This window comes from Streptomyces sp. DSM 40750, assembly GCF_024612035.1.
Taxonomy (GTDB): Bacteria; Actinomycetota; Actinomycetes; order Streptomycetales; family Streptomycetaceae; genus Streptomyces.
Genome location: NZ_CP102513.1, coordinates 7724286 through 7750393 on the forward strand (window position 1 = coordinate 7724286; position 26108 = coordinate 7750393).

The 26108-nt window shown below is 71.1% G+C and carries 22 protein-coding genes; 8 read left to right on the plus strand and 14 right to left on the minus strand.

Annotated features, from left to right (window positions below; genetic code table 11):
* Nucleotides 1-165: 165 nt before the first annotated feature.
* A complete protein-coding gene (locus JIX55_RS34530; protein ID WP_257567146.1) occupies nucleotides 166-2865 on the plus strand; it encodes an ATP-binding protein in 2700 nt (899 codons plus the stop codon).
* 92 nt (nucleotides 2866-2957) lie between these two features.
* On the opposite strand, the gene nucS is transcribed toward JIX55_RS34530, so the two are convergent.
* On the minus strand, nucleotides 2958-3629 hold the full coding sequence (nucS, locus tag JIX55_RS34535; RefSeq protein WP_257567147.1) for an endonuclease NucS: 672 nt from the start codon (nucleotides 3627-3629) through the stop codon (nucleotides 2958-2960).
* A gap of 394 nt (nucleotides 3630-4023) precedes the next feature.
* Between nucS and JIX55_RS34540 the strand changes: the two genes are divergently transcribed.
* Nucleotides 4024-4416, plus strand: a complete 393-nt coding sequence (locus tag JIX55_RS34540; protein WP_005480204.1) for an SCO5389 family protein — start codon at nucleotides 4024-4026, stop codon at nucleotides 4414-4416.
* A gap of 79 nt (nucleotides 4417-4495) precedes the next feature.
* Here JIX55_RS34540 and JIX55_RS34545 read toward each other — a convergent pair whose 3' ends face one another.
* Nucleotides 4496-5524 carry an LLM class flavin-dependent oxidoreductase gene (locus JIX55_RS34545; protein ID WP_257567148.1) on the minus strand — a complete coding sequence of 343 codons (1029 nt, stop codon included), beginning with the start codon at nucleotides 5522-5524 and terminating at the stop codon, nucleotides 4496-4498.
* A 221-nt stretch (nucleotides 5525-5745) separates the two neighbouring features.
* On the opposite strand from JIX55_RS34545, the gene JIX55_RS34550 reads away from it, so the two are divergent.
* A complete protein-coding gene (locus JIX55_RS34550; RefSeq protein ID WP_257567149.1) occupies nucleotides 5746-6087 on the plus strand; it encodes an ATP/GTP-binding protein in 342 nt (113 codons plus the stop codon).
* An 18-nt stretch (nucleotides 6088-6105) separates the two neighbouring features.
* Here the strand turns inward: JIX55_RS34550 and JIX55_RS34555 are convergent, their stop codons facing one another.
* The 7 genes from JIX55_RS34555 to mce form a co-directional block, all read right to left on the minus strand.
* Entirely contained in the window at nucleotides 6106-6972 is an 867-nt protein-coding gene (locus tag JIX55_RS34555; protein WP_257567150.1) for an ABC transporter permease subunit, read from the minus strand.
* Nucleotides 6969-8201, minus strand: a complete 1233-nt coding sequence (locus JIX55_RS34560; RefSeq protein ID WP_257567151.1) for an ABC transporter ATP-binding protein — start codon at nucleotides 8199-8201, stop codon at nucleotides 6969-6971. Before JIX55_RS34560 ends, JIX55_RS34555 begins: the two co-directional genes overlap by 4 nt.
* A gap of 170 nt (nucleotides 8202-8371) precedes the next feature.
* A complete protein-coding gene (locus JIX55_RS34565; RefSeq protein ID WP_257567152.1) occupies nucleotides 8372-9142 on the minus strand; it encodes an ABC transporter permease in 771 nt (256 codons plus the stop codon).
* A 3-nt stretch (nucleotides 9143-9145) separates the two neighbouring features.
* Nucleotides 9146-10114: an ATP-binding cassette domain-containing protein gene (locus tag JIX55_RS34570; RefSeq protein WP_257567153.1), complete on the minus strand. Its 969-nt coding sequence runs from the start codon at nucleotides 10112-10114 to the stop codon at nucleotides 9146-9148.
* Between the two features lie 138 nt (nucleotides 10115-10252).
* On the minus strand, nucleotides 10253-11191 hold the full coding sequence (locus JIX55_RS34575; RefSeq protein ID WP_257540539.1) for a cellulose-binding protein: 939 nt from the start codon (nucleotides 11189-11191) through the stop codon (nucleotides 10253-10255).
* Nucleotides 11192-11428: 237 nt separating this feature from the next.
* Entirely contained in the window at nucleotides 11429-15277 is a 3849-nt protein-coding gene (scy, locus tag JIX55_RS34580) for a polarized growth protein Scy (protein ID WP_257567154.1), read from the minus strand.
* A 276-nt stretch (nucleotides 15278-15553) separates the two neighbouring features.
* Entirely contained in the window at nucleotides 15554-15994 is a 441-nt protein-coding gene (mce, locus tag JIX55_RS34585; protein WP_257567155.1) for a methylmalonyl-CoA epimerase, read from the minus strand.
* A 148-nt stretch (nucleotides 15995-16142) separates the two neighbouring features.
* Here mce and JIX55_RS34590 point away from each other — a divergent pair, with 148 nt between their 5' ends.
* From JIX55_RS34590 to JIX55_RS34600, 3 genes are all read left to right on the plus strand, one after another.
* On the plus strand, nucleotides 16143-17345 hold the full coding sequence (locus JIX55_RS34590; RefSeq protein ID WP_257567156.1) for an acetyl-CoA C-acetyltransferase: 1203 nt from the start codon (nucleotides 16143-16145) through the stop codon (nucleotides 17343-17345).
* A gap of 46 nt (nucleotides 17346-17391) precedes the next feature.
* On the plus strand, nucleotides 17392-18348 hold the full coding sequence (meaB, locus tag JIX55_RS34595; protein ID WP_257567157.1) for a methylmalonyl Co-A mutase-associated GTPase MeaB: 957 nt from the start codon (nucleotides 17392-17394) through the stop codon (nucleotides 18346-18348).
* A 318-nt stretch (nucleotides 18349-18666) separates the two neighbouring features.
* Entirely contained in the window at nucleotides 18667-19935 is a 1269-nt protein-coding gene (locus JIX55_RS34600) for an MFS transporter (RefSeq protein ID WP_257567158.1), read from the plus strand.
* Between the two features lie 253 nt (nucleotides 19936-20188).
* Here JIX55_RS34600 and JIX55_RS34605 read toward each other — a convergent pair whose 3' ends face one another.
* On the minus strand, nucleotides 20189-20881 hold the full coding sequence (locus tag JIX55_RS34605; RefSeq protein WP_257567159.1) for a PepSY domain-containing protein: 693 nt from the start codon (nucleotides 20879-20881) through the stop codon (nucleotides 20189-20191).
* A 172-nt stretch (nucleotides 20882-21053) separates the two neighbouring features.
* Here JIX55_RS34605 and JIX55_RS34610 point away from each other — a divergent pair, with 172 nt between their 5' ends.
* Both JIX55_RS34610 and JIX55_RS34615 read left to right on the plus strand, forming a co-directional pair.
* The gene (locus JIX55_RS34610) at nucleotides 21054-21722 is read left to right on the plus strand and encodes a response regulator transcription factor (protein WP_257567160.1); all 669 of its coding nucleotides are present in this window, start codon (nucleotides 21054-21056) and stop codon (nucleotides 21720-21722) included.
* A complete protein-coding gene (locus tag JIX55_RS34615; RefSeq protein ID WP_257567161.1) occupies nucleotides 21719-23155 on the plus strand; it encodes a sensor histidine kinase in 1437 nt (478 codons plus the stop codon). Before JIX55_RS34610 ends, JIX55_RS34615 begins: the two co-directional genes overlap by 4 nt.
* 94 nt (nucleotides 23156-23249) lie before the next feature.
* On the opposite strand, the gene JIX55_RS34620 is transcribed toward JIX55_RS34615, so the two are convergent.
* The 4 genes from JIX55_RS34620 to JIX55_RS34635 all read right to left on the minus strand — a co-directional run bounded on the left by JIX55_RS34620 (nucleotide 23250) and on the right by JIX55_RS34635 (nucleotide 25947).
* A complete protein-coding gene (locus JIX55_RS34620; RefSeq protein WP_257567162.1) occupies nucleotides 23250-23726 on the minus strand; it encodes a MarR family winged helix-turn-helix transcriptional regulator in 477 nt (158 codons plus the stop codon).
* A 136-nt stretch (nucleotides 23727-23862) separates the two neighbouring features.
* The gene (locus JIX55_RS34625) at nucleotides 23863-24660 is read right to left on the minus strand and encodes an AIM24 family protein (RefSeq protein ID WP_257569583.1); all 798 of its coding nucleotides are present in this window, start codon (nucleotides 24658-24660) and stop codon (nucleotides 23863-23865) included.
* Between the two features lie 2 nt (nucleotides 24661-24662).
* The gene (locus JIX55_RS34630) at nucleotides 24663-25313 is read right to left on the minus strand and encodes an AIM24 family protein (RefSeq protein ID WP_257567163.1); all 651 of its coding nucleotides are present in this window, start codon (nucleotides 25311-25313) and stop codon (nucleotides 24663-24665) included.
* 1 nt (nucleotide 25314) lies between these two features.
* Entirely contained in the window at nucleotides 25315-25947 is a 633-nt protein-coding gene (locus JIX55_RS34635; RefSeq protein WP_257569584.1) for an AIM24 family protein, read from the minus strand.
* Nucleotides 25948-26108: the final 161 nt, after the last annotated feature.

Genomic DNA, 26108 nt, shown 5'->3' on the forward strand with positions numbered 1-26108 from the left:
CGGCGCGGTACCCCGGACTGTCGGAGATACTGTGCGAAGGTTTAGGGTTCGGCTGCCCGCTGCCAGCTACCCTCGAGCGGGTTCCGGACCAGAAGCGACAGCGCGGTGTGCGGCAAGGCCGGGAGGGGCTCCAGCACACGAGACGCTTTTGGGGGGCTAGAACCGATGGACCCGAACAACCGGGGACCCGAAGAGTACGGCCACGACGACGGACAGGCGCAGAGCAAGCGTTCACCACGTGACGCCCTCACCCAGGACTTCGCCCAGCACGCTCCGTCACTCGCCCGCACCGTCCAGCTCGTCTCGGGCGACTACCTGCTCACCGTCAACCCCGTCGACGGCAGCGAGATCGAGAACTGCCCACCGGGCGAACTGCCTGGTCCGCCCGTGAAGCACCAGTCCGCGGAGCGCGCCGAGATCGACCGTGCCGCCCGGCCGCCGGTGCCCCCGGGCCCCTCGCTGCCCCGGCTGCCCCTGCTCCAGCGCGACGAGGAGAGGGACCGGCTCGTACGGCTCCTCGCGCGCGGCCGCTCCGTCCGCCTCACCGGCGCACCCGGCTCCGGCCGCACCACACTCCTCGACGCGGTCGCCGAGGACTGCGCGGATCTGGCACCCGACGGCGTCGTACGGTTGAGCGGTTTCCGGCGTACGGTCGACGATCTGCTGTACGAGTTGTTCGCAGCTGCGTACAGCACACCGCTGTTCCGGCCCACGCGGCAGCAGATCCTCGACATCGTGCGGGACATCGGCGCGGTCGTCGTCCTGGACGACCTGGAGTTCGGCGGAGCCGCGCTCGACGAACTGCTCGACGCGACCCCCGAGTGCGCCTTCCTGATCGGCGCCACCCCCGACATCCCCCTGCCGTCCGCCGACGCGCCCCTCGAGGAGATCGTGCTCGGCGGCTTCGACCGGGCCGGCAGCCGGCAGCTGCTGGAGCGTGCCGTCGGGCGGGTGCTCACCGAGGAGGAGTCGAACTGGGCCGGTGACCTCTGGTTCGAGTCCGAGGGGCTGCCGCTGCGGTTCACCCAGGCCGGGGCGCTGCTCAGGCAGCTGGACCGACAGCGGGCCGGCGTGGACGCCGTCGACGAGTTCGGGGTCTTCCAGGAGGCGCCGCCCATCGACCCCTCCGTCGCGTCGTCCGCGGACGAACACGACATCCCCCTGCCGTCGCTCGCCGAGGGAGCCGCGCCCGCCGCGCTGCTCGCGTCCCGGCTGAGCGCCTCGGCGCGCGAGACCCTGAGGTTCGCGGTCGCGCTCGGCGGCGAGGTCCCGCACCAGGCGCATCTGCCCGCCCTGGTGGGCGACACCCACGCCGACGCGGCCCTCGGCGAGCTGGTCGGCTGCGCCCTGGTGACACCTGTCGGCGCCCGCTACCGGCTCGCGGCCGGGGTGCGGACCCAGCTGGAGGCCGCAGGCTACGCCGACGACGTCGAGGCACGGGCCGGCACCGCCGCCCAGCACTACGCCTGGTGGGCCGGTCACCCCTCGGTCACCCCCGAGCGGGTCTCCGCCGAGGCGGACGCCGTACTGGCCGCCCTGAGCGTGCTCGTACCCGGAACGACACCGCCCGGCGAGGACGAGGAGAGCGTCTCGGTTCAGCTGGCCCGGCAGGCGGCGCCCGCGTTCGCCGCGGGGCTGCACTGGAGCGCCTGGGAGCGGGCGCTCAGGTCCGGGGCGGAGGCGGCCCGCCTCTCCGCCGAGATCGGCGAACAGGCCTACTTCCACCACGAGCTGGGCGTCCTCGCGCTCTGCACCGGGCAGCTGGACCGGGCCCGGGCCGAGCTGGAGGCGTCCATCGGGCTGCGCAACGCCCTCGCCGACAAGCGCGGCACGGTCGCCGGCCGCAGGGCTCTCGCCCTGGTCGCCGACCGCTCCGGGGCGACACCGCCCGGCGGGCGTACGGCGGCGGGGGAGGAGGTGCCGGACGCCCGGTACGAGGAGTCGGCCGCACCGCCCGGGGGCGTGCCCTCCGGGTACACGCCGACGGGCTTCGGCGCGGTCGGCTTCGGTACGACCGGTTCCGGCGTCCCCGCGCCGACCGGCGACACGACGCTCGTCACGCAACGGCCCGGTGGCGGCTCACCCGCGCACAAGGCGAGCGGCCTCAGGAGCCTCGTCGGCGGCGCCCGGCGCAATCTGGTCGCCGCGGGCGCCGGGGCGCTCCTCGCCGCCGTCCTCGGCACCGTCGTGACCCTTGGCGCGACCTCCGACCGCAACGGCGACACCCCGGCCGAGAAGGTCGGCGTGAACCCGTCCGCCAGCGAGGGCGTCGACGACGGCGGGCTCAGCGCGGACCGCCCCAAGACCGGCGACGACGAAAACGCGCCCGCGGTGGTCCCTGAGCCCAGCGATCCCGGCCCCGACGGGACGTACGGCACGGCGGACGACCCGACGCCTACGGACACGGTGGAACCGACGGACGACGTCGAGCCGTCTCCCTCGGGCTCGTCCAGCTCGTCGGACGGCGGGACGACCGGGGGCTCCACGGGCGGGACCGACGGCGGGACGACCGGCGGAACGACGGGTGGGTCCACGGGCGGCACCACGGGCGGTACCGACGGTGGCACCACCGGCGGGACCACCGAGGGGACCACGGGCGGTACCGACGGCGGCACCACCACCGGCGGCACCACCGAGGGAACCACCGGCGGAACGGACGGCGGGACCACGGACGGCACCACGGGTGGTGATACCGACGGGGGGACCACCGAGGGAACCACGGACGGTGGGACGACCAGCGAGGGAACGACAGGCGGCGACGACGGCGGGACGACCGGGGGAACCGCGGGCGGCACCTCGCCGTCCAACAGCATCTCGGCGAGCGCCTCGGAGAGCGGCGGCGAGACGTCCGGCACGGCGGCCTGACGACACCGGCCCGCTCGGCAAACATGTCCGCCGCTACGGTGAGCCGTAGCGGCGGACAGAAAAGGCCGGAACGCGTATCGGACGGGCCGTCGTCAGAACAGCCGCAGCTTGTCGTCCTCGATGCCGCGTAGCGCGTCGTAGTCGAGGACGGCGCAGCCGATGCCGCGGTCGGTGGCGAGGACACGGGCCTGGGGCTTGATCTCCTGCGCGGCGAAGATGCCGCGGACCGGCGCGAGGTGCGGGTCGCGGTTCAACAGCTCCAGGTAGCGGGTGAGTTGCTCGACACCGTCGATCTCACCGCGCCGCTTGATCTCGACCGCGACCGTCGCGCCGTCGGCGTCCCGGCACAGGATGTCGACCGGACCGATGGCCGTCATGTACTCGCGGCGGATGAGCGTGTAGCCCTCGCCGAGGGTCTCGATGCGGTCGGCGAGGAGCTCCTGGAGGTGTGCCTCGACGCCGTCCTTGATCAGGCCGGGGTCGACGCCCAGTTCGTGCGAGGAGTCGTGGAGGACTTCCTCCATCGTGATGATGAGCTTCTCGCCCGCCTTGTTGATGACCGTCCAGACGCCCTGCTCGTCACCGATGCCCTCCTTCAGCGTGCAGGGCGGCGACATCCAGTTGAGGGGCTTGTAGGCCCGGTCGTCCGCGTGGATCGAGACGCTGCCGTCCGCCTTCACCAGGATCAGGCGGGGAGCCGAGGGGAGATGGGCGGTGAGCCGGCCCGCGTAGTCGACGGAGCAGCGGGCAATGACGAGACGCATGGTCGGCAACGCTACTCGACGCCGACGGGTGCGCGCGATTCGACCACCGGAAACCCTCCGCGACGGAACCTCCGATCGCCGGCACGCCGCCCGGGAACCGTTCGACTGCCCCGGTGCTCCCGGTCGGTGGCTGTCGCCCTCCGTCACGCTCCTCCGCGCCCTCACGTGGGCCTTCGTCGTCCTCCGGCATGTGCCTCTGTCAACTCATGTTCGGCATTGGCTGATTGTGTGCGTCCAGCGCCTTGTCGGTGCGCGCAATCTCCTGGTGCGGTCACGTTCGGTTGCTTACCGTAGAAACTGGAGGTCGCGAAGCGTGCACTCTGCGTGTTCGTCGACCCGATCTCCGACCCTGTCCGTCAACCCCTGTTGTTGTGGGGGTGCGAGAGGAGAACCCATGTCGCTCGACGTCTCACCGGCCCTACTCGAACAGGCCGAGCGAGGCGAGGTCGACGAAGCCGCCTTCGTCGACTGCGTCCGGACCTCCCTGCCCTACGCGTGGGAGATGATCAGCTCCCTGGTGGCCCAGCTGAAGGTCGACGGCGGAGAGTTCGCCGACAACCAGACGCCCCCGCCGGACGAGCAGGCACGCGGACAACTGCTGCGCGCGCTCGCCAGTGACGCGATTCGCGGAGCGCTGCAGCGGCACTTCGGTGTCCGGCTGGCCTTCCAGAACTGCCACCGTGTGGCGGTGTTCCCTCTGGACCCGTCCGTGGACGACAGGCTGGCCCGCTTCACCTCGATCCGCGGTCAACTTCTCAACCAGTCCCCGGAACTCCGGGACTGCTGAGGGCGTGACGCACCACGGCTTGCCGCTCCAACCGCGGGAGGTGCATCAGTAACCGGGGCGGCAAGCTCCCCGCAGTGGCTCAGCCGAGGTGAGGCAGCACCTCGGCACCGAGTCGCCGTACGTTCTCCTCCGTCGCCGACAGATCGCCGGAGCCCTCGACGAGCAGGGCGAAGCGGGAGATGCCCGTCCGCTCGCTGGTCGCCGCGAGCCGGTCGGCGCACAGCCGCGGGGTGCCCACCGGGTGGAGTCCGCAGAGGAGTTCGGTGTACGCCAGCGGGTCCCGCATGGCGCGGGCGCGGCCGTCGACGGTCACATGGGCGTCGAGGCCGTGCTTGAGCCAGCCGGGCATCGCCTTGGTGAGCGCCTCGACGGCGTCGGTGCGGCGGTCCGCGATCTGGCAGACGCCGGCCGAGACATGGGCCGCGCCGGAGATCTCCTCCGGCGAACGGCCCGCCGCCCGGGCGTACGTGCGCCACAGGGCGACCATCTCGGCCTTCTCCTCGTCCCCGACGTGCATGCCGAGGAGCATCGAGAGCCCGCGCTCGGCGGCCAGCCGTACGCTCGCCGGCGAGGTGCAGGCGACGACGACCTCGGGCCCGGGAGTCTCGTCCAGGTTCTCCGTGGGGCGCGGTACGACGGGGACCTCACGGAAGCTGAATCGTTCCCCCGATGCCGACACCGAGGGTTCCCGCAGCCAGCGCACCAGCAGATCGAGTGACTCCGGGAACCCCTCCTCGTAGGCCTCGATTCCGGTGCCGAACACTTCGAGATCGACCCATGGACCGCCGCGCCCGACGCCCAGCGAGAAGCGTCCGCCGGACGTCACATGCAGCAGCGCGGCCTGTTCGCCCAGGGCCACGGGGTGGACGGTGGGCAGCACGCTGACCGCCGTACCGACGCGGATGCGCCGGGTGCGTCCCAGCAGTAACGCGGCGAGGGTGATCGCCGACGGGCAGGTGCCGTACGGCACGAAATGGTGCTCGGCCAGCCAGGCCGCGTCCAGTCCGGCCTCCTCGGCCACTTCCGCCGTCCGTACCGCCCGGTGGAGCGCTTCCCCCTGGCCCTGGCCGGGGAACTGGGCTCCCAGTACAAATGTTCCTACGTGCATCGCTCTTCCTGCTTCCTCGGCTCCGACTCGGGAGCTCCCCCACCGGCATAACCGCGTGACACGTGCCGAAGACACGGCTTGGCGGCGAGATTTGCGGATTGTCTGCAGAATGCGCCGGGCGGAGGGCGATCTGGGGGGTTTGGTGACGTACGCATACCCCCACCGGGCCCGCGTAGGCTGGACGCCAACTCTGCTCCCTGTATAGCCCCGTGAGGTGTCCCGTGTCCCCGCGTCGCAACCGCCCCAAGGACCATGCCTCGTCGGGTCCGTCAGGCCGCAGCGCAGAGGAGGACCGGTCGGACCGGTACGGCGGCTGGCAGACCAGCGAGCCCTGGCAGGGCGAGGAGTGGAGCGTGCGGCATGTGGCGGGCGCGAGCGCGGCCGGCAAGACGTACCGCTGCCCCGGCTGCGAGCAGATGATCCCCTCCGGGGTGCCGCATGTCGTCGCCTGGCCCGAGCACTCGGGCGTCGACGAGCGCCGGCACTGGCACAAGGCCTGCTGGAACGCGAAGGACCGCCGCACCACGAGGGTGCGGCGGTCCCGTAACGCGCCGAGGTTCTGACACCTCGCGGCCTGTCGGTTACACGTCCCGCTGCTCCAGCAGGGCGTACGCGCCGACGAACCCGGCCGCGACCAGCCCGAGCATGATCCACAGCGGGTCCCAGCCGGACGGGCCCGTCTGGCTGAGCTCCGCGCCGTAGAAGACGCTCAGCTGGCTCGGGATCGAGTACTCCAGCAGGAACTCCTGCACCTCCCGCAGCGACTCCGAGAACATGAAGATCGCGATGACCAGCGGGGCGAGGAACACACCGAGCATGATGGTGATCGCGCCCGCGGAGTGCCGGATCAGCGAGCCCATCAGCAGCGACAGCAGCCCGAAGAGCGCGAGGAAGAGGCTCACGCCGACCGTGGCCTTGAACCACTCGTCACCGTCGGGGCTCGCGGCGCCGTTGCCCTCCAGGATCGCCACCTGGGCGAAGCCGACGAACGCGGTGGTGACCAGGGTGACCGTGAACGTGAGCGCGAAGAACACGATGGCCTTCGCGACCAGGACCCGGCCGCGGCTCGGGCACGCGGTCATCGTGGTCCGGATCATCCCCGTGCCGTACTCGGACGCGGTGGTCAGCACCCCGAGCGTGATGATGCAGACGCTGCCGATCATCAGCCCGAACAGCCCGAGGCCCAGCGGGGACTCGCCTTCCAGGTTCATGTCCGTGGAGGCGGCGATCAGGGCGAAGAGCAGACCGAGGCCGATCAGCAGGACGACGAAGACGCCCAGCGTCCACATCGTCGAGCGGACCGACTTGATCTTCGTCCACTCGGAGCTGATCGCGTGCCCGAGGTGGGTGCGCACCACCGGGATCGGCGAGGTGTACGAAGTGCCCGGCGCACCCTGCCAGTTGGGGGCGGGCGGCTGCTGGGTGAGAGGCGGCTGGGGCGTGCTCATCGGGCGTCCTCGGACTTCGTCAGGTCGGCGGCGGGCGCGGCCGCGGGGGCGGGCTGTGCGGGGGCCTGGGGTGCGGCCTGGGCGTAGGGGTTCGGCTGCGGCTGACCCGGAGCGGGCGCGGCGGCGGGCGCCGGAGCCCCGTACGGACCGGTCGGCTGCCCCTGCGGCATCGGCTGGCCCTGCGGCGCGTAGGGCTGGCTGCCCTGCTGCGGCGCCGGCGGGGCGTACCAGCCCGGCTGGCCCTGCCCGGGCACGGGCATCGGCGGCTGCGCGCCGGGCGCCAGGGGCTGCTGGAGACCGGCCTTCTGGTCGGTCGTCGAACGGTAGTCGACGGCGCCCTGCGTCATCCGCATGTACGCCTCCTCCAGCGAGGCCTGGTGCGGCGACAGCTCCCACAGACGTACGTCGGCGCCGTGCGCGAGGTCGCTGATGCGGGGGAGCGGCAGACCCATGACGCGCAGCGCGCCGTCCTGCTCGGGCAGCACCTGGCCGCCCGCCTCGGTCAGCGCGGACGTCAGCTTCTCGCGCTGCTGCGGCTCGGTGTCCGGCGTCCGTACGCGCGCGAAGTCGGCGGAGTTCGCCGAGATGAAGTCCTTGATGCTCATGTCGGAGAGCAGCTGCCCGCGCCCGATCACGATCAGATGGTCGGCTGTCACCGCCATCTCGCTCATCAGGTGCGAGGAGACGAAGACCGTACGGCCCTCCGCGGCGAGCGCCTTCATCAGGTTGCGGACCCAGAGGATGCCCTCCGGGTCGAGGCCGTTGACCGGCTCGTCGAAGAGCAGCACCTGGGGGTCGCCGAGCAGGGCGGCGGCGATGCCGAGCCGCTGGCCCATGCCGAGCGAGAAGCCCTTGGAGCGCTTTTTGGCCACATCCTGGAGGCCGACCACGCCCAGCACCTCGTCCACCCGGCGGGCCGGGATACCCGACAGCTGAGCCAGGGACAGCAGGTGGTTGCGGGCGTGCCGGCCGCCGTGCACCGCCTTGGCGTCGAGGAGGGCACCGACCTGCCGGGCCGCGTTCGGCAGCTTGCGATACGGATAGCCGCCGATCGTCACCTGCCCCGAGGTGGGATTGTCCAGGCCGAGGATCATGCGCATCGTCGTCGACTTGCCCGAGCCGTTGGGACCCAGGAAGCCGGTGACGGTCCCCGGCCGCACCTGGAAGGAAAGGTTGTACACGGCCGTCTTGGCGCCATAGCGCTTCGTCAGGCCGACTGCCTCGATCATGCTCCGCACCCATCGAACGATTCAGGACGTCTCAGGACGTCGGGGCACCCGCCCCCGTAAAGATTAGGAGCTTATCGGGGCGTTGACGGTTCCGCCCAAGAGGAAGTGAAACCACGCAGGTCACGGGCGGACCGGCTTTGCATGTACGGACCCGCTGGTCAGGTGCCTGATCACGCGTCTCGCTTCTTCAGCAGCAGGTATCCGCCGAGCAGGGCCGCGACCACCCACAGCGCCATGATGGCGAGACCGCCCCAGGGCCCGTACGGCGTGTCGTCGTCCACCGGGGTGATCACCCGCATGATCCTGCTGCCGGCCTGGTCGGGCAGGTACCGGCCGATCTTCTCGGTGGCGTCGACGTTGCCCAGGATGTTGGAGATCAGGAAGAAGAACGGCATCAGGATGCCGAGCGACAGCATCGGGCCGCGCAGCATCGCCGCGACACCCATCGAGAACACGGCGATGAGGGTCATGTAGAGCCCGCCACCGAAGACCGCGCGCAGGACGCCCGGATCGCCGATCTCGGCCCGGTGCTCGCCGAGCATCGCCTGCCCCAGGAAGAACGCCACGAAGCCGGTCGCGAGCCCCACCACGAAGGCGAGCCCGGTGGCCACCGCGATCTTGCTGAAGAGGAAGGTGCCCCGCTGCGGCACGGCGGCCAGCGACGTCCGGATCATGCCGCTGCTGTACTCGTTCGACACCACCAGCACCCCGAACACGATCATCGCCAGCTGCCCGAGGCTCATCCCCGCGAAGCTGATGAACGTCGGATCGAACGAGAGCCGTTCCCCGCGGCTCAGATTGTCGAACTCGTGCTTCGACAGCAGCGAGATCAGCACGCCGAGCGCGATGGTGACGACCACGGCCAGCGACAGCGTCCACACCGTGGACGCCACCGACCGGATCTTGGTCCACTCGGAGCGGACGACCTGGGCGGCGGCCATGCGTCAGCCCTCCCGATTCCAGCCGCTGCCCCAGTCATGGACGGGGGCCGGGGCCGTCGCCGGGGTCGTGTCATGCGCGTGGTACTCCACCGACTCGGCCGTCAGCCGCATGAACGCCTCCTCCAGCGAGGCCTGTCGGGGACTCAGCTCGTGCAGGACGAGCTGATGCCGCGCGGCCAGCTCGCCGATCTGCTCGGGCTTCCCGCCGTCCACCTCCAGCGACCCGTTACCCGTCTCCACGACCGTGACGCCGGCGGTGTGCAGCACGTCCAGCAGCCGTTCCCGCTGCGGCGTACGAATCCGTACGTACGAGCGTGAGTTCCGCTGGATGAAGTCCGCCATCGAGGTGTCGGCGAGCAGCCGCCCCTGCCCGATCACCACGAGGTGGTCGGCGGTCAGCGCCATCTCGCTCATCAGATGCGACGACACGAACACGGTCCGCCCCTGCGCCGCGAGGGACTTCATCACGTTCCGGATCCAGTGGATGCCCTCCGGGTCGAGCCCGTTGACCGGCTCGTCGAACATCAGAATCCGCGGATCCCCGAGCAGCGCACCCGCGATCCCGAGCCGCTGCCCCATCCCGAGCGAGAACCCCTTCGCCTTCTTCCGCGCGACCGACGTCAGCCCGACCGTGTCCAGCACCTCGTGCACCCGCGCCCTGGGGATGCCATTGCTCTGCGCGAGACAGAGAAGGTGATGGAAGGCGCTACGGCCCCCGTGCACGGCCTTGGCGTCCAGCAGGGCGCCGATGTACTTCAGTGGGTCCCTGAGACCGTCGTAATGCTTCCCATCGATCCGCACGTCCCCCGCCGTCGGCCGATCGAGCCCCAGAATCATCCGCATCGTCGTCGACTTCCCGGCCCCGTTCGGCCCCAGAAACCCCGTGACGATTCCGGGCAGCACGGCGAAGGTCAGATTATTGACCGCGACTTTCTCACCGTATCGCTTGGTCAGCCCGCCGAGCTCGATCATGCGGCCACGCTAAAACGGGCACCGGGCACCTGCCACCGGAGTGCCTCACAGCCACCGCCCCCTACGGCGAAGGCCCGCACCCCCGAAGGGATGCGGGCCCAAGTTGCCTCTTCCGGCCGCTGCCGTCAGACGCGGGTGTTACCGGGACTGCTGTGCCGGGACCCCACGCGAGATCGGCTCGTCGTCGGTCGCGGGCGTGCCGGCGGCAGCCACCGCCGCACCCGTGAGCGTCGCCAGCATCTCGCGCACGTTCGTGAGCTGGGCGTTGATCGAGTCGCGACGGTTGGTGAGCGCGGCGAGCTCCCGCTCGGATTCCGACCGGATCCGGTCCGCCTTGGCGTTCGCGTCCGCGACGATGTCCTCGGCCTGACGCTGCGCGGTCTCCACCGTCTGGCGGGCGCGGCGCTCGGCGTCGGTGCGCAGCTTCTCGGCCTCCAGGCGGAGCTGCTCCGCGCGGTGCTCGATCTCCGCGAGACGCTTCTCGGCCTTCTGCTGACGCGACGCCAGGTCGCGCTCGGACTGCTCGCGGCGCTTGGCGAGGTTCGTCTCGAAGTCGGCGGCGGCCTGCGCGGCCTTCGCACGGGTCTCCTCGAAGAGGGCGTCCGCCTCCTCGCGCTTGGACTGCGCGTCCTTCTGCGCCTCCTGGCGCAGCTGCGAGGCGTCGCTCTTGGCCTTCTCGACGATCCGGACGCCCTCGTCCTCCGCCTTGGCCTTGCGGTCCGCGGCGAACGACTCGGCGTCGTTGCGTACCTGCTGGGCCGCCGACTCGGCGAGCTCGCGGTGCTGCTCGGAAGCGCGACGGGCCTCCTCGCGCAGGTCCTTCGCCTCCTCCTCGGCGAGACGGAGGATCTTCTCGACGCGCGCGCCGAGACCCGCGTACGACGGCTCTGCGTCGGTGACCTGGGCCTGGGCGTTCTGCGTCTCGAGGTGAAGTTCCTCGATGCGCTTTTCCAGAGCGGTGATGCGGGCGAGAGCGGAGTCACGGTCGGAGACGAGCTTGGAGATACGTTCGTCCACCTGAGCGCGGTCGTATCCACGCCGCACAAGCTCGAAGCCGTAGGGGGAAGTGTCGCTCATGGGGTTCCTGTCGAATGAGACCGGTGAGGTGATAGGTGGAATCCTAGGGGGCGAAGCGGCGTGTCATCGAGCAGATGCACGTTTGATCTGGAGAATGACACCCCTTTTGGCTAGCCGACCATCGGAATGCTTGCCAGAAACTTTGCGTAAAGGCCCTGACAAGCACAGAACGAGCACAATTGGGTGTCCGTAGTGCCAAGGGCGGCGCGGGAAGATACCCGTGACGCCCCGGCACCGCTAGCTGTCTGACGACTTGCCACCCGATCGGGTCGAACCCGCCGCAGCACCCGCCTTGACTCCACCGTCCTTGCCGCCCGACGGGGCCTCAAAAGACTCCAACGCCTCCAGGACGTCCTGGACACGGGAAATCTCCGCATTGATGTCCTCGCGGCGGCGGACCAGCACCTCCAGCTCGCGTTTGCCCTCCTCGACCGTACGGCGGGCCTCGCGGATCGCCTCGGCCTTCAGCTCCTCGGCCTCACGGACGAGCGTGGACTTCTTCTGCTCGGCCTCCTTCAGGAGCCCCTCTGCCTTCTTCACCGCGGCGATACGGACCTTGCCGGCCTCGGAGTTCGCCTCGGAAACGATCTCCTTGGCCTTCGCCGTCGCTTTCTCCAACTGCTCCTCGGCGGCCTTGATGAGGGCGTCGCAGCGGTCGCCGGTGGATTTCATCGTCTCGGCGGCCTCGCGGCGGGCCCGCGTGTGCAGCGCCTCGATCTCGGCCGTGATGCGGTCGCGCAGCTCCTCGGCCCGCTCCCTGATCGCGGTCGCGTCCCGGCGCGCCCCGACCAGCAGCTCGTCGGCGTCCGTACGGGCCTTCTCCACCGTGGAGTTGCCCTCGACGGTCGCCTCGGAGACCAGCCGGTCGGCCTCCTTGCGGGCCGCGCCGACCATGGAGTCGGCCTGACCCTCGGCGTCCGCGGTGGTCTTCTGCGCCTGCGCCTGCGCCTCGGTGAGCAGCTTGTCGGCCTCGGCCGCCGTCTCCGTGATGAGCGTGTCGACCTGCTCGGCGGCCTCGGAGCGGCGCTTGTTGGCGGCCGTACGGGCCTCGTCGAGGGTGCGGTCGGCCTCCTCGCGGGCGTGCGCCATCAGCCGGTCGGCCTCCGCCTCCGCCTCGGCCCGCGCCCGCTCGGCGTCGGCCCGTACCCGCTCGGCGTGCTGCTGAGCGGAACCCACCGTCTCGGCGGCCTCGGCCCGCAGCCGCTCGGCCTCGTCGGTGGCCTCGCCGACCAACTGGTCGGCCTTGGCGACGGACTCGGCCCGTACGCGCTCGGCCTCCTCGTTGGTCTCCCGCGTGAGCCGCTCCGCCTCGGCCGTCACCTCGGTGATGAGGGTGTCGGCCTGGGTGGCCGCGTCCGAGCGGATGCGGTTGGCGTCGTCGCGGGCCTCCGCCCGGGTGCGCGAGGCGTCCTGGTCGGCCCGCGCGACGGTGTCCGAGGCCTCCGTACGAACCCGCTGGGCGTGCTCGGACGCGTCCGAGCGCACCCGCTCCGCCTCGGCGATGGCCTCCGCGACCGTGCGCTCGGCGAGCGCCTTGGCGGCGTCCGTCTCGTCCCGGGCCTCGCGGCGGACACGGTTGGCGTCCTCCGTGGCCCGCTCCCGCTCCGCGTAGGCGTCGGCGCGGACCCGGTCCGACTCCTCCTCGGCCTCCCGGCGCATGCGGTCGGCCACGTGCTCCGCCGTGTGGCGCAGCCCGGCGATCTCCTCCTGGGCCTGCTCGTGCAGCCCGGCGACGGACTCCCGTACCTGCTGGGCGTGGAGCTCGGCCGCCGACACCATCTCGCCGGCGCGCCGCTCGGCCTCCTCGACCAGCCGTACGGCCTCGGTCTGGGCCTCCTCCACGCGCTTGCGCGCCGAGGCCAGCAGTTCCTCGCTCTGCTCGCGGGCCCGCTGACGCTCCTGGCCGGCCTCCTGCCGGGCCGCGCCGAGCAGCTCCTCGGCCTCGCGGCGGCGCCGGACGGCCTCCTCCTGCGCGGCGGCCAGCGTCTCCGAGGCCTCCATGGCGAGCCGCTCGGCCGCGGCCTGCGCCTCCGCCCGGACCCGGTCGGCGGTGTCCTGCGCCTCGGACTTCAGCCGCTCCGCCTCGGCCGCGGCCTCCGACCGCAGGCGTACGGCGATGGCCTCGCCCTCGGCGCGGGACGCGGACGCGTCGGACGCGGCCTCGTCGCGCAGGCGGTCGGCCTCGGCCTCGGCCTGCGCCTGGAGCGTACGGATGCGCTCGGCGGCCTCGGAGCGCAGCCGGTCGGTCTCCTCGGCGGCCTCGCGGCGGATCCGCTCGGCCTCGGCACGGGCGTCGGCGAGCGCCTCCTCGGCGGAGGCGAGGCGGGCCTCCGCCTCGGTGTGCAGCCGGGTCAGCTCCTCGGCGGCCTCGGCCTTGCGGGCCTCTATGGCGCGCTCGGTCTCCTCGCGCAGCTCGCGGACGGCGCGCTCGGCCTCGGCCTTCAGCTCCTCGGTCTGCTCGGCGGCCTCGGCGCGGTACCGCTCGGCCTCCTTGCGGGTGCGCTCCAGGGTCTCCTCGGCCTGGCGGCGCAGCGTCGAAGCGCGTTCGATGGCCTCGGTGCGGACCTTCTCGCTGTCCGTGGTGGCCGTCTGCCGCAGCTCGTCGGCGTCCGTCCGCGCCTTGGCGAGCAGCTCCTCGGCGGTCTTGGCGCCCTCCTCGATCTGCTGGACGGCCTCGCGCCGGGCCTCGGCCCGGATCCGCTCGCCCTCGGCGACCGCGTCGGAGCGCAGCTGCTCGGCCTCGCCGCGCAGCCGGCGCGCCTCCTCCTGCAGCTCGACCGTCTTGGCGCGGTACTCCTTGGTGTCGTCCTTCGCCGTGCCCTTGAGCTGTTCGGCGAGGTCGTGCGCCTCGGCCCGCAGCCGGTCCGCCTCGGCCTCGGCCTCGGCGCGGATGCGCTCGGCCTCCTCGGTGGCGGCCTTGGTGGTGTTCTTGGCCTCCTCGGACGCCTTGTTCAGCACGTCCTCGGCGGTCTTGGCGGTCTTGGCGAGCTGGGAGGCGGACTCTTCCGCGGTGATCGAGCGGGCCTTCTCGGAGGCCTCGGCGACGATCTTCTCGGCCTCGGCCTTGGCGTCGGCGACGACTTCCTCGGCGGCCGACTTGGTGGCCTCGGCCTCCTTCGTGGCCTCCTCGACCAGCCGGGCGACCTGCTCCTTCGCCGTACGCGTGCGCTGTTCGTTGGTCGACTCGGCGCTGGAGAGGGCCTTGGCCGCGCTCTCCTTCGCCTCCGTGACCAGCTTCTCGGCCTCGGCGCGCGCCTCGCGGAGTGCCGCCTCGGCCTCCGTGATGCGCTGCTCGGCGGCCCGGCTCAGCTCGGAGGCCTGGCGGCGGGCGGAGTCCGACTCGGTGGCGGAGGAGGAGCGCAGCTGCTCGGCGTGCTCGGTGGCCTCCTGGGCCTGCGTCGACGCCGCGTTCAGCAGCCGCTCGGCCTCGGCTCGGGCCCGGCGCAGAACCTGGTCGGCCTCCGCGCGGGCCGCGTCCGTGTCGCTCTGGAGCCGCTGGCGGGCCTCGGTGGCGAGCCGCTCGGCCTCGGCGCGGGCGGCGGCCAGCGCCTGCTCGGCCTCGGCGCGCGACTCGTCGACCAGCCGGCGGGCCTGCTGCTCGGAGCGGGCGCGCAGCTGCTCGGCCCACGCGACGTTCTCGTTGACGTGCGACTCGACGGTCTGCCGGCGCTCGGACAGCTCCTGGTCGAGCTGCTGGCGGCGGGTGACCGCCTCCTGGTGCAGCTCCGCCTGGAGCCGTGCGGCCTGCTCGGCGTGCTCCTGGAGGATCCGCTGGGTCTGCGCCCGGGCCTGGCTCAGCTCACGCTCGGCGTCCGCGCGCAGCTGGTCGGCCTGCATCTGGGCCTGGCGGAGCATCTGCTCGGCCTGGTACCCGAGGTCGCCTCCGTCATAGGCGGGCCGGGACATGAGGGTGCGGCGCGCCTCGTGCAGCTTGGCGCGCAGCACCTCGACCTGGTAGCCGAGGTCCTCGGCGTGCTGAATCGCCTTTTCCCGCTCGGTCTTCAGCCGCTCCATCTCGGCCTCGAACCGAGAGAGGTGGTCGACGTCAGCCGCCGGCTCTCGCTCCTGGCGTTCGTAGCCCCGCACTGCGCGGTCCCATCCGTCCCCTGGTCGCAACCTCTGGCAAATGAGCTCCGTCCAACCGGCGAACGGGGCTCCCGGGGAATGGTGTCAGATCAACGGCGGAGCACGGGCTGCCGCCCTAACCCTCGTCCCCCGAAACCTGGACCCCGGCCCTCGGGCAACCGCTGATGGATCTCCGCGGCGCCCTTGGATCCCACTCCTCGGAAGGCGGCAGGACCCGGGCCGTCCCCTTCGAAGGCGACGGCCGACCCCAACCCTACCGGCCCATATGTACGGGGGTCAGTGCTCAGGTGACTCAACTGGCGCCGAAGTGACCAGTTCTGTCAGTACGCCGTGACAATCCTTGGGGTGCAGAAACGTGATCCGTGACCCCATGGAGCCGACTCGCGGCTCCTCGTACAGGACGCGTACGCCCTTGTCCTTGATCGCGGCCGCCTCGCCGTCGACGTCCGCCGTACCGAAAGCGATGTGGTGGACCCCCTCGCCGTTCTTGGCCAGCCACTTCGCGACGGTGGAGTCCTCGCGGGTCGGCTCCAGGAGCTGCAGGTAGGAGGCGCCGCCGTCGTCCGTGCTGTTGATCTTGAGCATGGCCTCGCGCACGCCCTGCTCCTCGTTGACCTCGGAGTGGTACACCTCGAAGCCGTAGGTGGCCCGGTAGAACTCGACGGTCTTGTCGAGGTCGAAGCAGGCGATCCCGATGTGGTCGATTCGCGTCAGCATGGTGTTAGTGCAGCGCTCCGCGAGTGGTTACGCAACGTGCCAGCGATCACACCGACAGCTTGATGACGGCACGGAGTGCCACTCAGTACATTCGAAGTAAACCCTCGTTCACTCCTCGGCTGTGCAAGCTGGAAGGGGATCGCACCTCATGACTGGATCCAACGGCAGGACCTCGGTGATCGTCGCCGGTGCCCGGACACCCATGGGACGGCTGCTCGGTTCGCTGAAGTCCTTCTCCGGAGCCGACCTCGGTGGCTTCGCGATCAAGGCCGCCCTCGACCGTGCGGGGATCGGTGGCGACCAGGTGCAGTACGTGATCATGGGCCAGGTGCTCCAGGCCGGGGCGGGGCAGATCCCGGCGCGCCAGGCAGCGGTCAAGGCGGGCATCCCGATGAGCGTGCCCGCGCTCACGATCAACAAGGTCTGTCTGTCGGGCCTCGACGCCATCGCGCTGGCCGACCAGCTGATCCGCGCCGGAGAGTTCGACGTCGTGGTGGCCGGCGGCCAGGAGTCCATGACCAACGCCCCCCACCTGCTCCCGAAGTCCCGTGAGGGCTACAAGTACGGGGCGATCCAGATGCTCGACGCCATGGCGCACGACGGGCTCACGGACGCCTTCGAGAACATCGCCATGGGCGAGTCCACCGAGAAGCACAACACGCGCCTCGGCATCCTGCGCCCCGAGCAGGACGAGATCGCGGCCCTGTCCCACCAGCGGGCCGCCGCCGCCCAGAAGAACGGTCTCTTCGACGCCGAGATCACGCCGGTCGAGATCCCGCAGCGCAAGGGCGAGCCGGTCGTTTTCAGCCAGGACGAAGGCATCCGCGGTGAGACGACCGCCGAGTCGCTGGGCAAGCTGCGGCCGGCCTTCGCCAAGGACGGCACGATCACGGCCGGTTCCGCCTCGCAGATCTCCGACGGCGCCGCCGCCGTGGTCGTCATGAGCAAGGCCAAGGCGGAGGAGCTGGGCCTTGCGTGGCTCGCCGAGATCGGCGCCCACGGGAATGTCGCCGGACCGGACAACTCCTTGCAGTCGCAGCCGTCGAACGCGATCCAGCACGCCCTGAAGAAGGACGGCCTGGACGTGGCCGACCTCGACCTCATCGAGATCAACGAGGCCTTCGCCGCGGTCGCCGTACAGTCAATGAAGGACCTCGGCGTGTCCCCGGAAAAGGTGAACGTCAACGGTGGTGCGATCGCTCTCGGGCACCCCATCGGCATGTCCGGCGCCCGTCTCGTCCTCCACCTCGCCCTGGAGCTGAAGCGGCGTGGCGGCGGTGTCGGCGCGGCCGCGCTCTGCGGTGGCGGCGGGCAGGGTGACGCGCTGATCGTGCGGGTACCCAAGGCCTGAGGCCTTCAGTTCTCAGGTGTACGTGGCTACTCGGAACGGAGCTGTGATGCAGGACGTCCCCACACTGGTGGCACAGGCCAGGGAAGGGCGGCCCCGGGCCGTCGCCCGGCTGATCTCCCTGGTGGAGGGGGCGTCCCCGCAGCTCCGCGAGGTCATGGCGGCGCTGGCCCCGCTCACCGGCGGGGCGTACGTCGTGGGCCTCACCGGCTCGCCCGGCGTGGGCAAGTCCACGTCCACGTCGGCACTGGTGACCGCGTACCGGCGGGCCGGGAAGAGGGTCGGGGTGCTGGCGGTGGATCCGTCGTCGCCCTTCAGCGGTGGCGCCCTGCTCGGCGACCGGGTCCGGATGTCGGAGCACGCCTCCGACCCCGGTGTGTACATCCGCTCGATGGCGACGCGCGGCCATCTGGGCGGGCTGGCGTGGGCCGCCCCGCAGGCGATCCGGGTGCTGGATGCCGCCGGGTGTGACGTCGTGCTGGTCGAGACGGTCGGTGTCGGCCAGTCGGAGGTGGAGATCGCCTCCCAGGCGGACACGTCCGTGGTGCTGCTGGCGCCGGGCATGGGTGACGGCATCCAGGCGGCCAAGGCCGGGATCCTGGAGATCGGTGACGTGTATGTGGTCAACAAGGCCGACCGGGACGGGGCCGACGCGACCGCACGGGAGCTGAACCACATGCTGGGGCTGGGTGAGTCCCGTGGTCCCGGTGACTGGCGGCCGCCGATCATCAAGACGGTGGCCGCGCGGGCGGAGGGGATCGACGAGGTCGTCGAGGCCCTGGAGAAGCACCGCGCGTGGATGGAGGAGCGCGGGGTCCTCGCGGAGCGCCGCCGGTCCCGGGCCGCGCGCGAGGTCGAGACCATCGCGGTCACCGCCCTTCGTGAGCGGATCGCGGACCTTCACGGTGACCGCCGCCTCAGTTCTTTGGCCGAGCGGATCGTGGCGGGCGAGCTGGATCCGTATCGGGCGGCGGACGAGCTGGTCGCGGGTCTGACGGAGGGGTGAGCCCGGGGTTTTCCTCGCCCCGCTCGGGTGCGTTCGTTGGCTGCGGGTGGGTGGGGGCTGGTCGCGCAGTTCCCCGCGCCCCTGAAAAGCAAAAAGCACGGGGCGCAGCGCCTGCCTTTTGAGGGGCGCGGGGAACTGCGCGAGCAATCACACACCACCCGCACCCGCCCACGAAATTCACCCCCTTGGCTCTGTCACGGGCTGCTAGTTTGGCCGGGTGTTCCATCACCTTGCGTAGAGGGCGGACGATCCCGCGGCCGGTTCGGCACGCGGGACTTCGGTGTCCCCTTTTTCGCCTCCAGGTGAGGAACCTTTCGCATGTCCGCGACCTCTCCGCGGCCTTCGTACGCCGCGGTGCTCCGCATTCCGTACGCCCGCCGCACCTTCGCCGCCGTACTCGTCGGCCGGCTCTCCTATGGCATGGTGCCGGTCGCCGTGCTGCTCGCCGTGACCCGTACGACGGGCTCGTACGCCGTCGCCGGCACGGTCATGGCCCTGTTCGGCGCCACCAGTGTCCTGCTGTCGCCCGCGAGGGCGGCGCTCGTCGATCGGTACGGCCCGCGCCGTGCGCTGCTGCCGATGGCCTCGCTCTACGCTGTGCTGCTCGGCACGCTGGCGGTGACGAGCTGGCGGCCGGGGGCGTCGGGCCCGGTGCTGGGGGCGGTCGCGGTGGCGGCGGGAGCCTGTACGCCTCCGCTCGGGCCGACGATGCGGACGGTGTGGAGTGAACTCGCGGCGGACCGGGGGCTGTTGCGACGCGCGTACAGCCTCGACGGGGTCGCGGAGGAACTGCTCTTCGTGTCGGGGCCGTTGGCGGTGGGCGGGGTGGTGCAGTTCGCCGCTCCGGCCGCCGCCGTGCTCCTGGGCGCCGTGCTGGTGGTGGCGGGGACCTTCGGGTTCGTGACCTCTCCGGCCGTGGCGCGGATGCCGGGCCGCGTCCCTGCGCCGAAGGGGGCGACCGGCGTACGGAGGCCGCGCGTGGTGGCCGGGATCATGCCGCCCGTCGTCGTGGCCGGCGGGGTCGGGCTGGCGCTCGGGGCGCTCGACCTGCTGGTGCTGGCCTTCGCCGAGCAACGGGGGCACGGTGACGACGTCGTGGCCTGGATCTTCGCCGCGTTGTCGGCCGGGAGCGCCGTGGGCGGCCTGCTGTACGGCTCGGTCGAGTGGCGCTCCGGCGCCCGCGTACGGCTGTCGCTGCTGACGGCGGGCCTCGGCTTCGCCCTCGCCGGCGCCGGCCTCGCCCCGGACCTCGCCACCCTCACCGGCGCTGTCGTCTGCGCCGGCCTCTTCGTCGCCCCGGCCCTGACCACCGCGTACCTCGTCGCCGACGAATCCGTCCCCTCCGGCGCCCGCACCCAGGCCGGCGCCTGGGTCAACACCGCCGTGAACGCCGGCATTTCGGCGGGCGCGGCCGCGTCGGGCCTCCTCGTGGCCCACTTCTCGCCGCCCCTCGGTTTCGCCCTCGCGGGCGCGACGGCCCTGCTCGCGGCGATCGCCGTGGGGGTGGGGAGGCGGCAAGGCCGTGCGGGGGAGTCGGAGACGGGGGTGGCGGAGGGAGTGGCGGAGCGGACCGGCGAACCGAGGTGAGATGGAGCGCACTCCCCGGCCCCGAAACGGCGGTAGGGGCACCCGGTGTCGGGTGCCCCTACCTGTGGGGTGAGGAAGGCCGCGTATCTCCTGGGGGGAGGGGAGACGTCGGCCTTCCCGGCGAGGAAGGAGGAGCCGGTCTTCCGTGGTGGGGGGAGGGAGACGCGGTCCCCCTGGGGGAGCGACGGTGGCCGGCGGGGCGGCGGTGTCACTCCTCCCGGTGGTTCGTGCGGGCCTGTGGCCTGCGAGGGGGTCAGTCGTTCGAGCGGTCGGCGGTGACCTTGGCGGAGTCCAGGTTCACCCTCCAGTCGCTGCCGGTGCCGTCGGCGGCGGTGGTGTCGACCTCCCAGGCCCTGTCCTTGCTCTCCTCGTCGAGGTCGACGGAGGTCACCGTGCCCTTGGCGGCGGCGGCCTCGGCGGCCTCGGCGGCGGCCACGGAGCTGCCCTTGAGGGCGGCCCGGATCTGCTCGGTCTCGGCGGCGTCGTCACCGTCGTCGTCCCGGTCGGCGTGCGAGCCGAGGACCTTGCCGGTGCCCGGGTCGATCTGGACGCTGTACCACTTGCCGCCGTTGGTCAGGACGTCGACGTCCCACACCAGGTTCGTGCCCTCGTCGTCGAGGTCGGCGGAGACCGCCGTACCGGCCTGGTGCTTCAGCGCCGCCTTGATCGCGTCGGCCGCCGTGACCTGACCCGCCTTCGCCTCGGCCGCGTTCTCGGCCTTGTCCCCGGCGTCCTCGTCCGTGTCGCGGGCGGCCTGGTCCTCGGCCTTGTCCTGGGCCGTGTCGTCGGTGTCATTGACGTCGTCGCGGTCGTTGTCGTCGTTCGACACCGACACGGTCTTCTTCGCCGGCGCCTCGTCGTCACCCGAGACCGCGATGGCGGTCGCGGTGCCGCCGCCGATCAGGGCGACGGCCGTGATGGTGGCGATGACGATGTTGCGCTTCATGGGTTTCCTCCAGAATGCGACTGGTTGCAACCAGTAACGAATGGTGTCGCCGGTTGCAGCTGGCTTGTCCGCCTCGTCTGCTTTCGACGGGAACCAATCTGGCCGATCGACGCTGAAGCGGACCTGAAGCCCCCTGAAGACCGCTTCAGGTTCGGTTTGCCAAGCTGGGCGCATGCGCCTGTTGATCGTGGAAGATGAGAAGCGGCTCGCCGTGTCGCTGGCCAAGGGCCTGACGGCCGAGGGCTACGCCGTGGACGTCGTCCACGACGGGACCGAGGGCCTGCACCGGGCGAGCGAGGGTGCGTACGACCTCGTGATCCTCGACATCATGCTGCCCGGCATGAACGGCTACCGCGTGTGCGGTGCCCTGCGTGCCGCCGGGCACGACGTGCCGATCCTGATGCTCACCGCCAAGGACGGCGAGTACGACGAGGCCGAGGGCCTCGACACGGGCGCCGACGACTACCTGACCAAGCCGTTCTCGTACGTCGTCCTCGTCGCCCGTGTGAAGGCGCTGCTGCGGCGGCGTGGTCCGTCGGGCGGTGCCTCGCCCGTGCACGAGGTCGGCGATCTGAAGGTCGACACCGCTGCCCGGCGCGTGTTCCTCGCCGAGGACGAGATCGCTCTCACCACCAAGGAGTTCTCCGTCCTGGAGCAGCTCGTGATGAGAGCCGGTGAGGTCGTGTCGAAGGCCGACATCCTGGAGCACGTCTGGGACTTCGCCTACGACGGCGACCCGAACATCGTCGAGGTCTACATCAGCACCCTGCGCCGCAAGCTGGGCGCCACGCTCATCAAGACCGTGCGCGGGGCCGGATACAGACTGGAGGCCCGCCCGTGAGGCGCCGTCTCGGCTCGGTGAGGGCCCGCGCCACCCTCGCCGCGACCGTCGTCGTCGCCGTCGCCCTGGTCGCCGCGGGCGCCGCCGTCCTGCTCTCGCTGCGGTTCACCCTCACCGACAAGGCCGACGCGGAGGCCGACTCCGTGGCCCGCAACGCCGCCTCGGCGCTGGCGAACGGATTCGCCTACGCCGAGCTGAGGCTGCCGGACGGTGACGAGAACCCCGTCGAGGTCCTGGACCGGAACGAGAAGCCCGTCGCGGTCGGTGAGGACGTCGAGGGCATGGACGTGTCCGCCGTCGCCTCGGACCGGCTGAACTCCGAGACCAACGACGACGTCGACGACAAGGCGGAGGGCGACCGGGACGCGGAGGACGAGGGCACTCTCCCCGCCGGCGAGGTCGCCGATGAGACGTGGTACGGCGAGGGCGTCGCGACCGTCGAGGGGGTGACGGCGGAGTATCGGTTCGCCGGGGTCGACGTGGTCACGCCGGCAGGCGTTCCACTCACCGTCTACGCGGGCGCGCCGCTCTCCATCGAAGAGGAGGCCGTCGGTACCGCGTTGACGACGATGCTCATCGGGCTGCCGCTCCTGCTGCTGACGGTCAGCGGGGTGACGTACCTCGTGACCAAGCGGGCGCTGCGCCCGGTCGAGGGCATCCGTTCCGAGATGGCGGCGATCACGGCCTCCGAGGACCTCTCGCGCCGCGTGCCCGAGCCGGACACGCACGACGAGATCGCCCGGCTGGCGCGGACGACGAACGAGACGCTGGCCGCGCTGGAGACCTCGGTGGAACGGCAGCGCGCGTTCGTCGCGGACGCCTCGCACGAGCTGCGCAGCCCGATCGCGTCCCTGCGCACCCAGCTCGAAGTGGGCGCGGCGCACCCGGAGTTGCTGGACCTGGACGGGGCGGTCGAGGACACCGTACGACTGCAGAGCCTCGCCGCCGACCTGCTGCTGCTCGCCCGCCTGGACGCGGGGGAGCGGCCGCCGCCGGACGCGCGCTTCGACCTGGCGAAGGTCGTACGGGAAGAGGTGTCGTCCCGCGACGGAGTGACCCTGGACAGCGTCGAGGCCGTGGAAGTGCGCGGCTCGCGCAACCAGATCCGCCGCGTCCTCGGCAACCTCCTGGACAACGCCCACCGCCACGCCCGCGAGCGTGTCGCCGTCACCCTGCGCACCACCCCCGACCGGGCGATCCTCCAGGTGGCCGACGACGGCTCAGGCGTCCCCGTCACGGACCGCGACCGCATCTTCGAACGCTTCGTCCGCCTGGACGAGTCCCGGGCGAGGGACGACGGCGGCGCGGGCCTCGGTCTGGCCATCGCCCGGGACATCGCCACCCGCCACGGAGGCACCCTGACGGTTGGTGACGCCCCCGGCGGAGGAGCCTCGTTCGAGCTGAGGCTGCCTTCGCGACCACCGAGCACGTAAGGGCGCGGGGAACTGCGCGCCCGGCCGCAACGAACCCGCGGCCACAGGACGACCCGCAGTCCCCCGGCGCCACTCCGGCCGACGCGGCGGAGCGCTACGGCTTCCCGCGGTGGCTCCGGAGGTGCTCCGCGATCGGCGCCAGCGACTTGTGCAGCTCCTCCAGCGCCTCCTCCGGCAGCAGATCGATGAAGTGCCGCCGCACGGACGCCACATGGTGCGGCGCGACCCGCTGCATCGTCTCCATGCCGTGCTCCGTCAGCACGGCGAACAGCCCGCGCCGGTCGGACTCGCAGTTCTCCCGGCGCACCAGGTCCCCGTTCTCCATACGGGTGATCTGGTGCGAGAGGCGGCTCTTGGACTGGAGGGTGGCGGCGGCGAGGTCGCTCATCCGCATCCGCCGGCCCTCCGACTCGGAGAGGTTCACCAGGATCTCGTAGTCGTTCATTGTCAGGCCGAACGGCTGCAGATCCCTTTCGAGCTGGTGCGTCAGCAGCCTGTTGACGTCCAGATGGGTGCGCCAGGCGCACTGCTCCGCATCGGTCAGCCAGCGCGTGGCCGTTTCGGTCTCCATGAATGAAGTCTACCTAAAATGTTGAAAGGCGAACTAGTGAGGGTTTTGGTGGTGCGGTCGGACGGACAGGACGGGTCTTACGGGTTGGAGCATGACAACGTGCACACGTTCGATGTCACACTCCGCAGACTACCGCTCACAGCCCGAAGCGACGCTGGAGGTCCCCCAGCTGTCCGGGAAGGCGTGGTGCGCCCGCCGGCTGTCCGGGGTGACCGGGTGCCCCACCACCGCCGGGTACGCCCGGCTCGTGCGGGACCATGCCCGTGGCCTGCTCGGCCATGAGGGTTTCGGACGACTGGAGCAGGACCGTGCCCGCCCCGACGAACTCGAACTGGTGCTCCTCGCCGGACGCGCCGCCGATGCCCGTCATCGCACGTAGGCCGCCCATGAGACCGGTCATGTACCCGTGGTCGTAGTGGTGGCACGGCGAGGGGCAGTCGGCCCATCCGACCAGGGCCTGCGGGTCGACCCGGATGGGGGGCTCCATGAACACCACCGGGCCGTTGGAGGCCGCCACGAACTTGCCCGTTCCGATCAGGGTCAGGAAGCCCGGAACGATCGACTGCTTGAGCGCGAGACTTGGCTGAAAAGCGAGGAGATTGCCCGAGCGAATGGTCAGGTTGCCGTCTTCGAGGTCGTACGAATTGACGTCGAAGGCCCGGTCGGCGAGGAGCATCTTGCCGGAGCCCTCGGCGACGACCCAGTCGCTCGCGTGCAGAGGCGAATGAAAAGACGTACGGACAAGGCCGCCGAAACGGCCGTGTCCGATGCCGTTGAACTCCATCGAGCCGTAGTAGGCGATCATCTTGCCCTTCTGCAGGAACCACTGGCTCCCCTTGAGCTCCACGCAGAAGGTGTAACTGTTGACGTTGTCGTCGGACGGCAGCGTCATCGGGTCGAAGACGGTCGGGCCGGCGACCGGAGCCCCGTACATGCTCACAGTTTCTCCTCCGAGGCCTGGACGTACACCGCACCACTGCCGCTCAGCTCCAGCTGGAACGCCTCGCCGGAGCCCCGGCCCACCATGTCGCGCCAGCCGAGCGCGGTGGACAGCTTGTTGCGTACGTCGCCGTGGTGCGCCACGTACGCCTGCGGGTCGACGTGGACCGGGCGTTGGGGGGTGATGGGTACCTCGATGACCCCGCCGTGCGCCATGACCGCGACGGCCCCGTGCCCCTTCAGCGTGGTGGTGAACAGGCCCTGGCCCGTCACCTGCCCCCGCACCATGCCCATGACGCCGCCCTGCGAGCCCATGAACATCGTGCCCTGCTGGAGGGTGCCGTCGAAGGCCAGCAGGCGGTCGGCCTCGACGTAGAGCGTCTCGCCGGTCAGGTTGATCACCTGGATGTGGTGACCGCCGTGCCCGAACAGGACGGTGCCGCTGCCCTCGACGGTCATCAGCGGGGTCGCCTCGCCCGCCACCCGGCGGCCGATCATCGACGCGATGCCGCCCTGGCCGCCCTGCGTGTTGGGCGTGAAGGACACCTCGCCCCTGTAGGCGAGCATCGCGCCGCGCTGGCTGAACAGCCGCTGGCCCGGCATCACGGTCGCCTCGATCATCTTCGAGTTGATCTCACGGAAGGCCATGTCACACGTCTCCCGCCACCGTGTTGCGCTCGCTGGGCTGGACATAGACGAGTCCTTCGCCCTCGAAGCGGATCTGGAAGGCCTCGCCGCCGCCCTCGCCCATCAACGTGCGGAACGTCACACCGGACTGGAAGGACTGCTGGAGGTCGCCCTGGTGCGCGATGTACGCCCCCGGGTCCACCGTCAGCGGGTACTGACGGCTCACACGCAGCAGCACCGCCGGGCCGTCGGACATGATCGCCGCCTGGCCGTGACCCTCGATGGTCGTGGTGAACAGGCCGTTGCCCTGCGAGGCGCCACGCAGCCCCGTGAAGCTCGTGCCCGTACGCAGCCCTGAGTCCGTCGCGAGCAGGTTGCTCGACTCCACGTACAGCTTGTCCCCCTGAAGATTCACGAGGTTGATCTCGGAGGCCCGGTCCGCGAACCAGCAGGTTCCTTGCCCCGTCACCTCCATCAACGTCATCTGTTCGCCGGTGAGGCGCCGCGTCACCATCCCGCGCAGGCCCTCACCGCCGCCGCTCAGCTTCTTGAACGTCATCTGGCCGTCGTAGGCGACCATCGAACCGTTCTTCGCCTTCACGGCGTCCCCGGTCATGTCGACGGCCAGCACTTTGCTGCCTTGAAGTCGGAACATTGCCACGGGGTGACGGTAACCGGCCGATGGCCGGACAGGACAGGTCCCAGAGGGGGATCTCGACCCTGAAGGGACCCCTAGGGGCATAGGGAGGTTGACGGATGCCAGAATGGGCAGCGCTTGTGCTTCCGTTCACAAAGACCGACAAGCGACGCGACGAC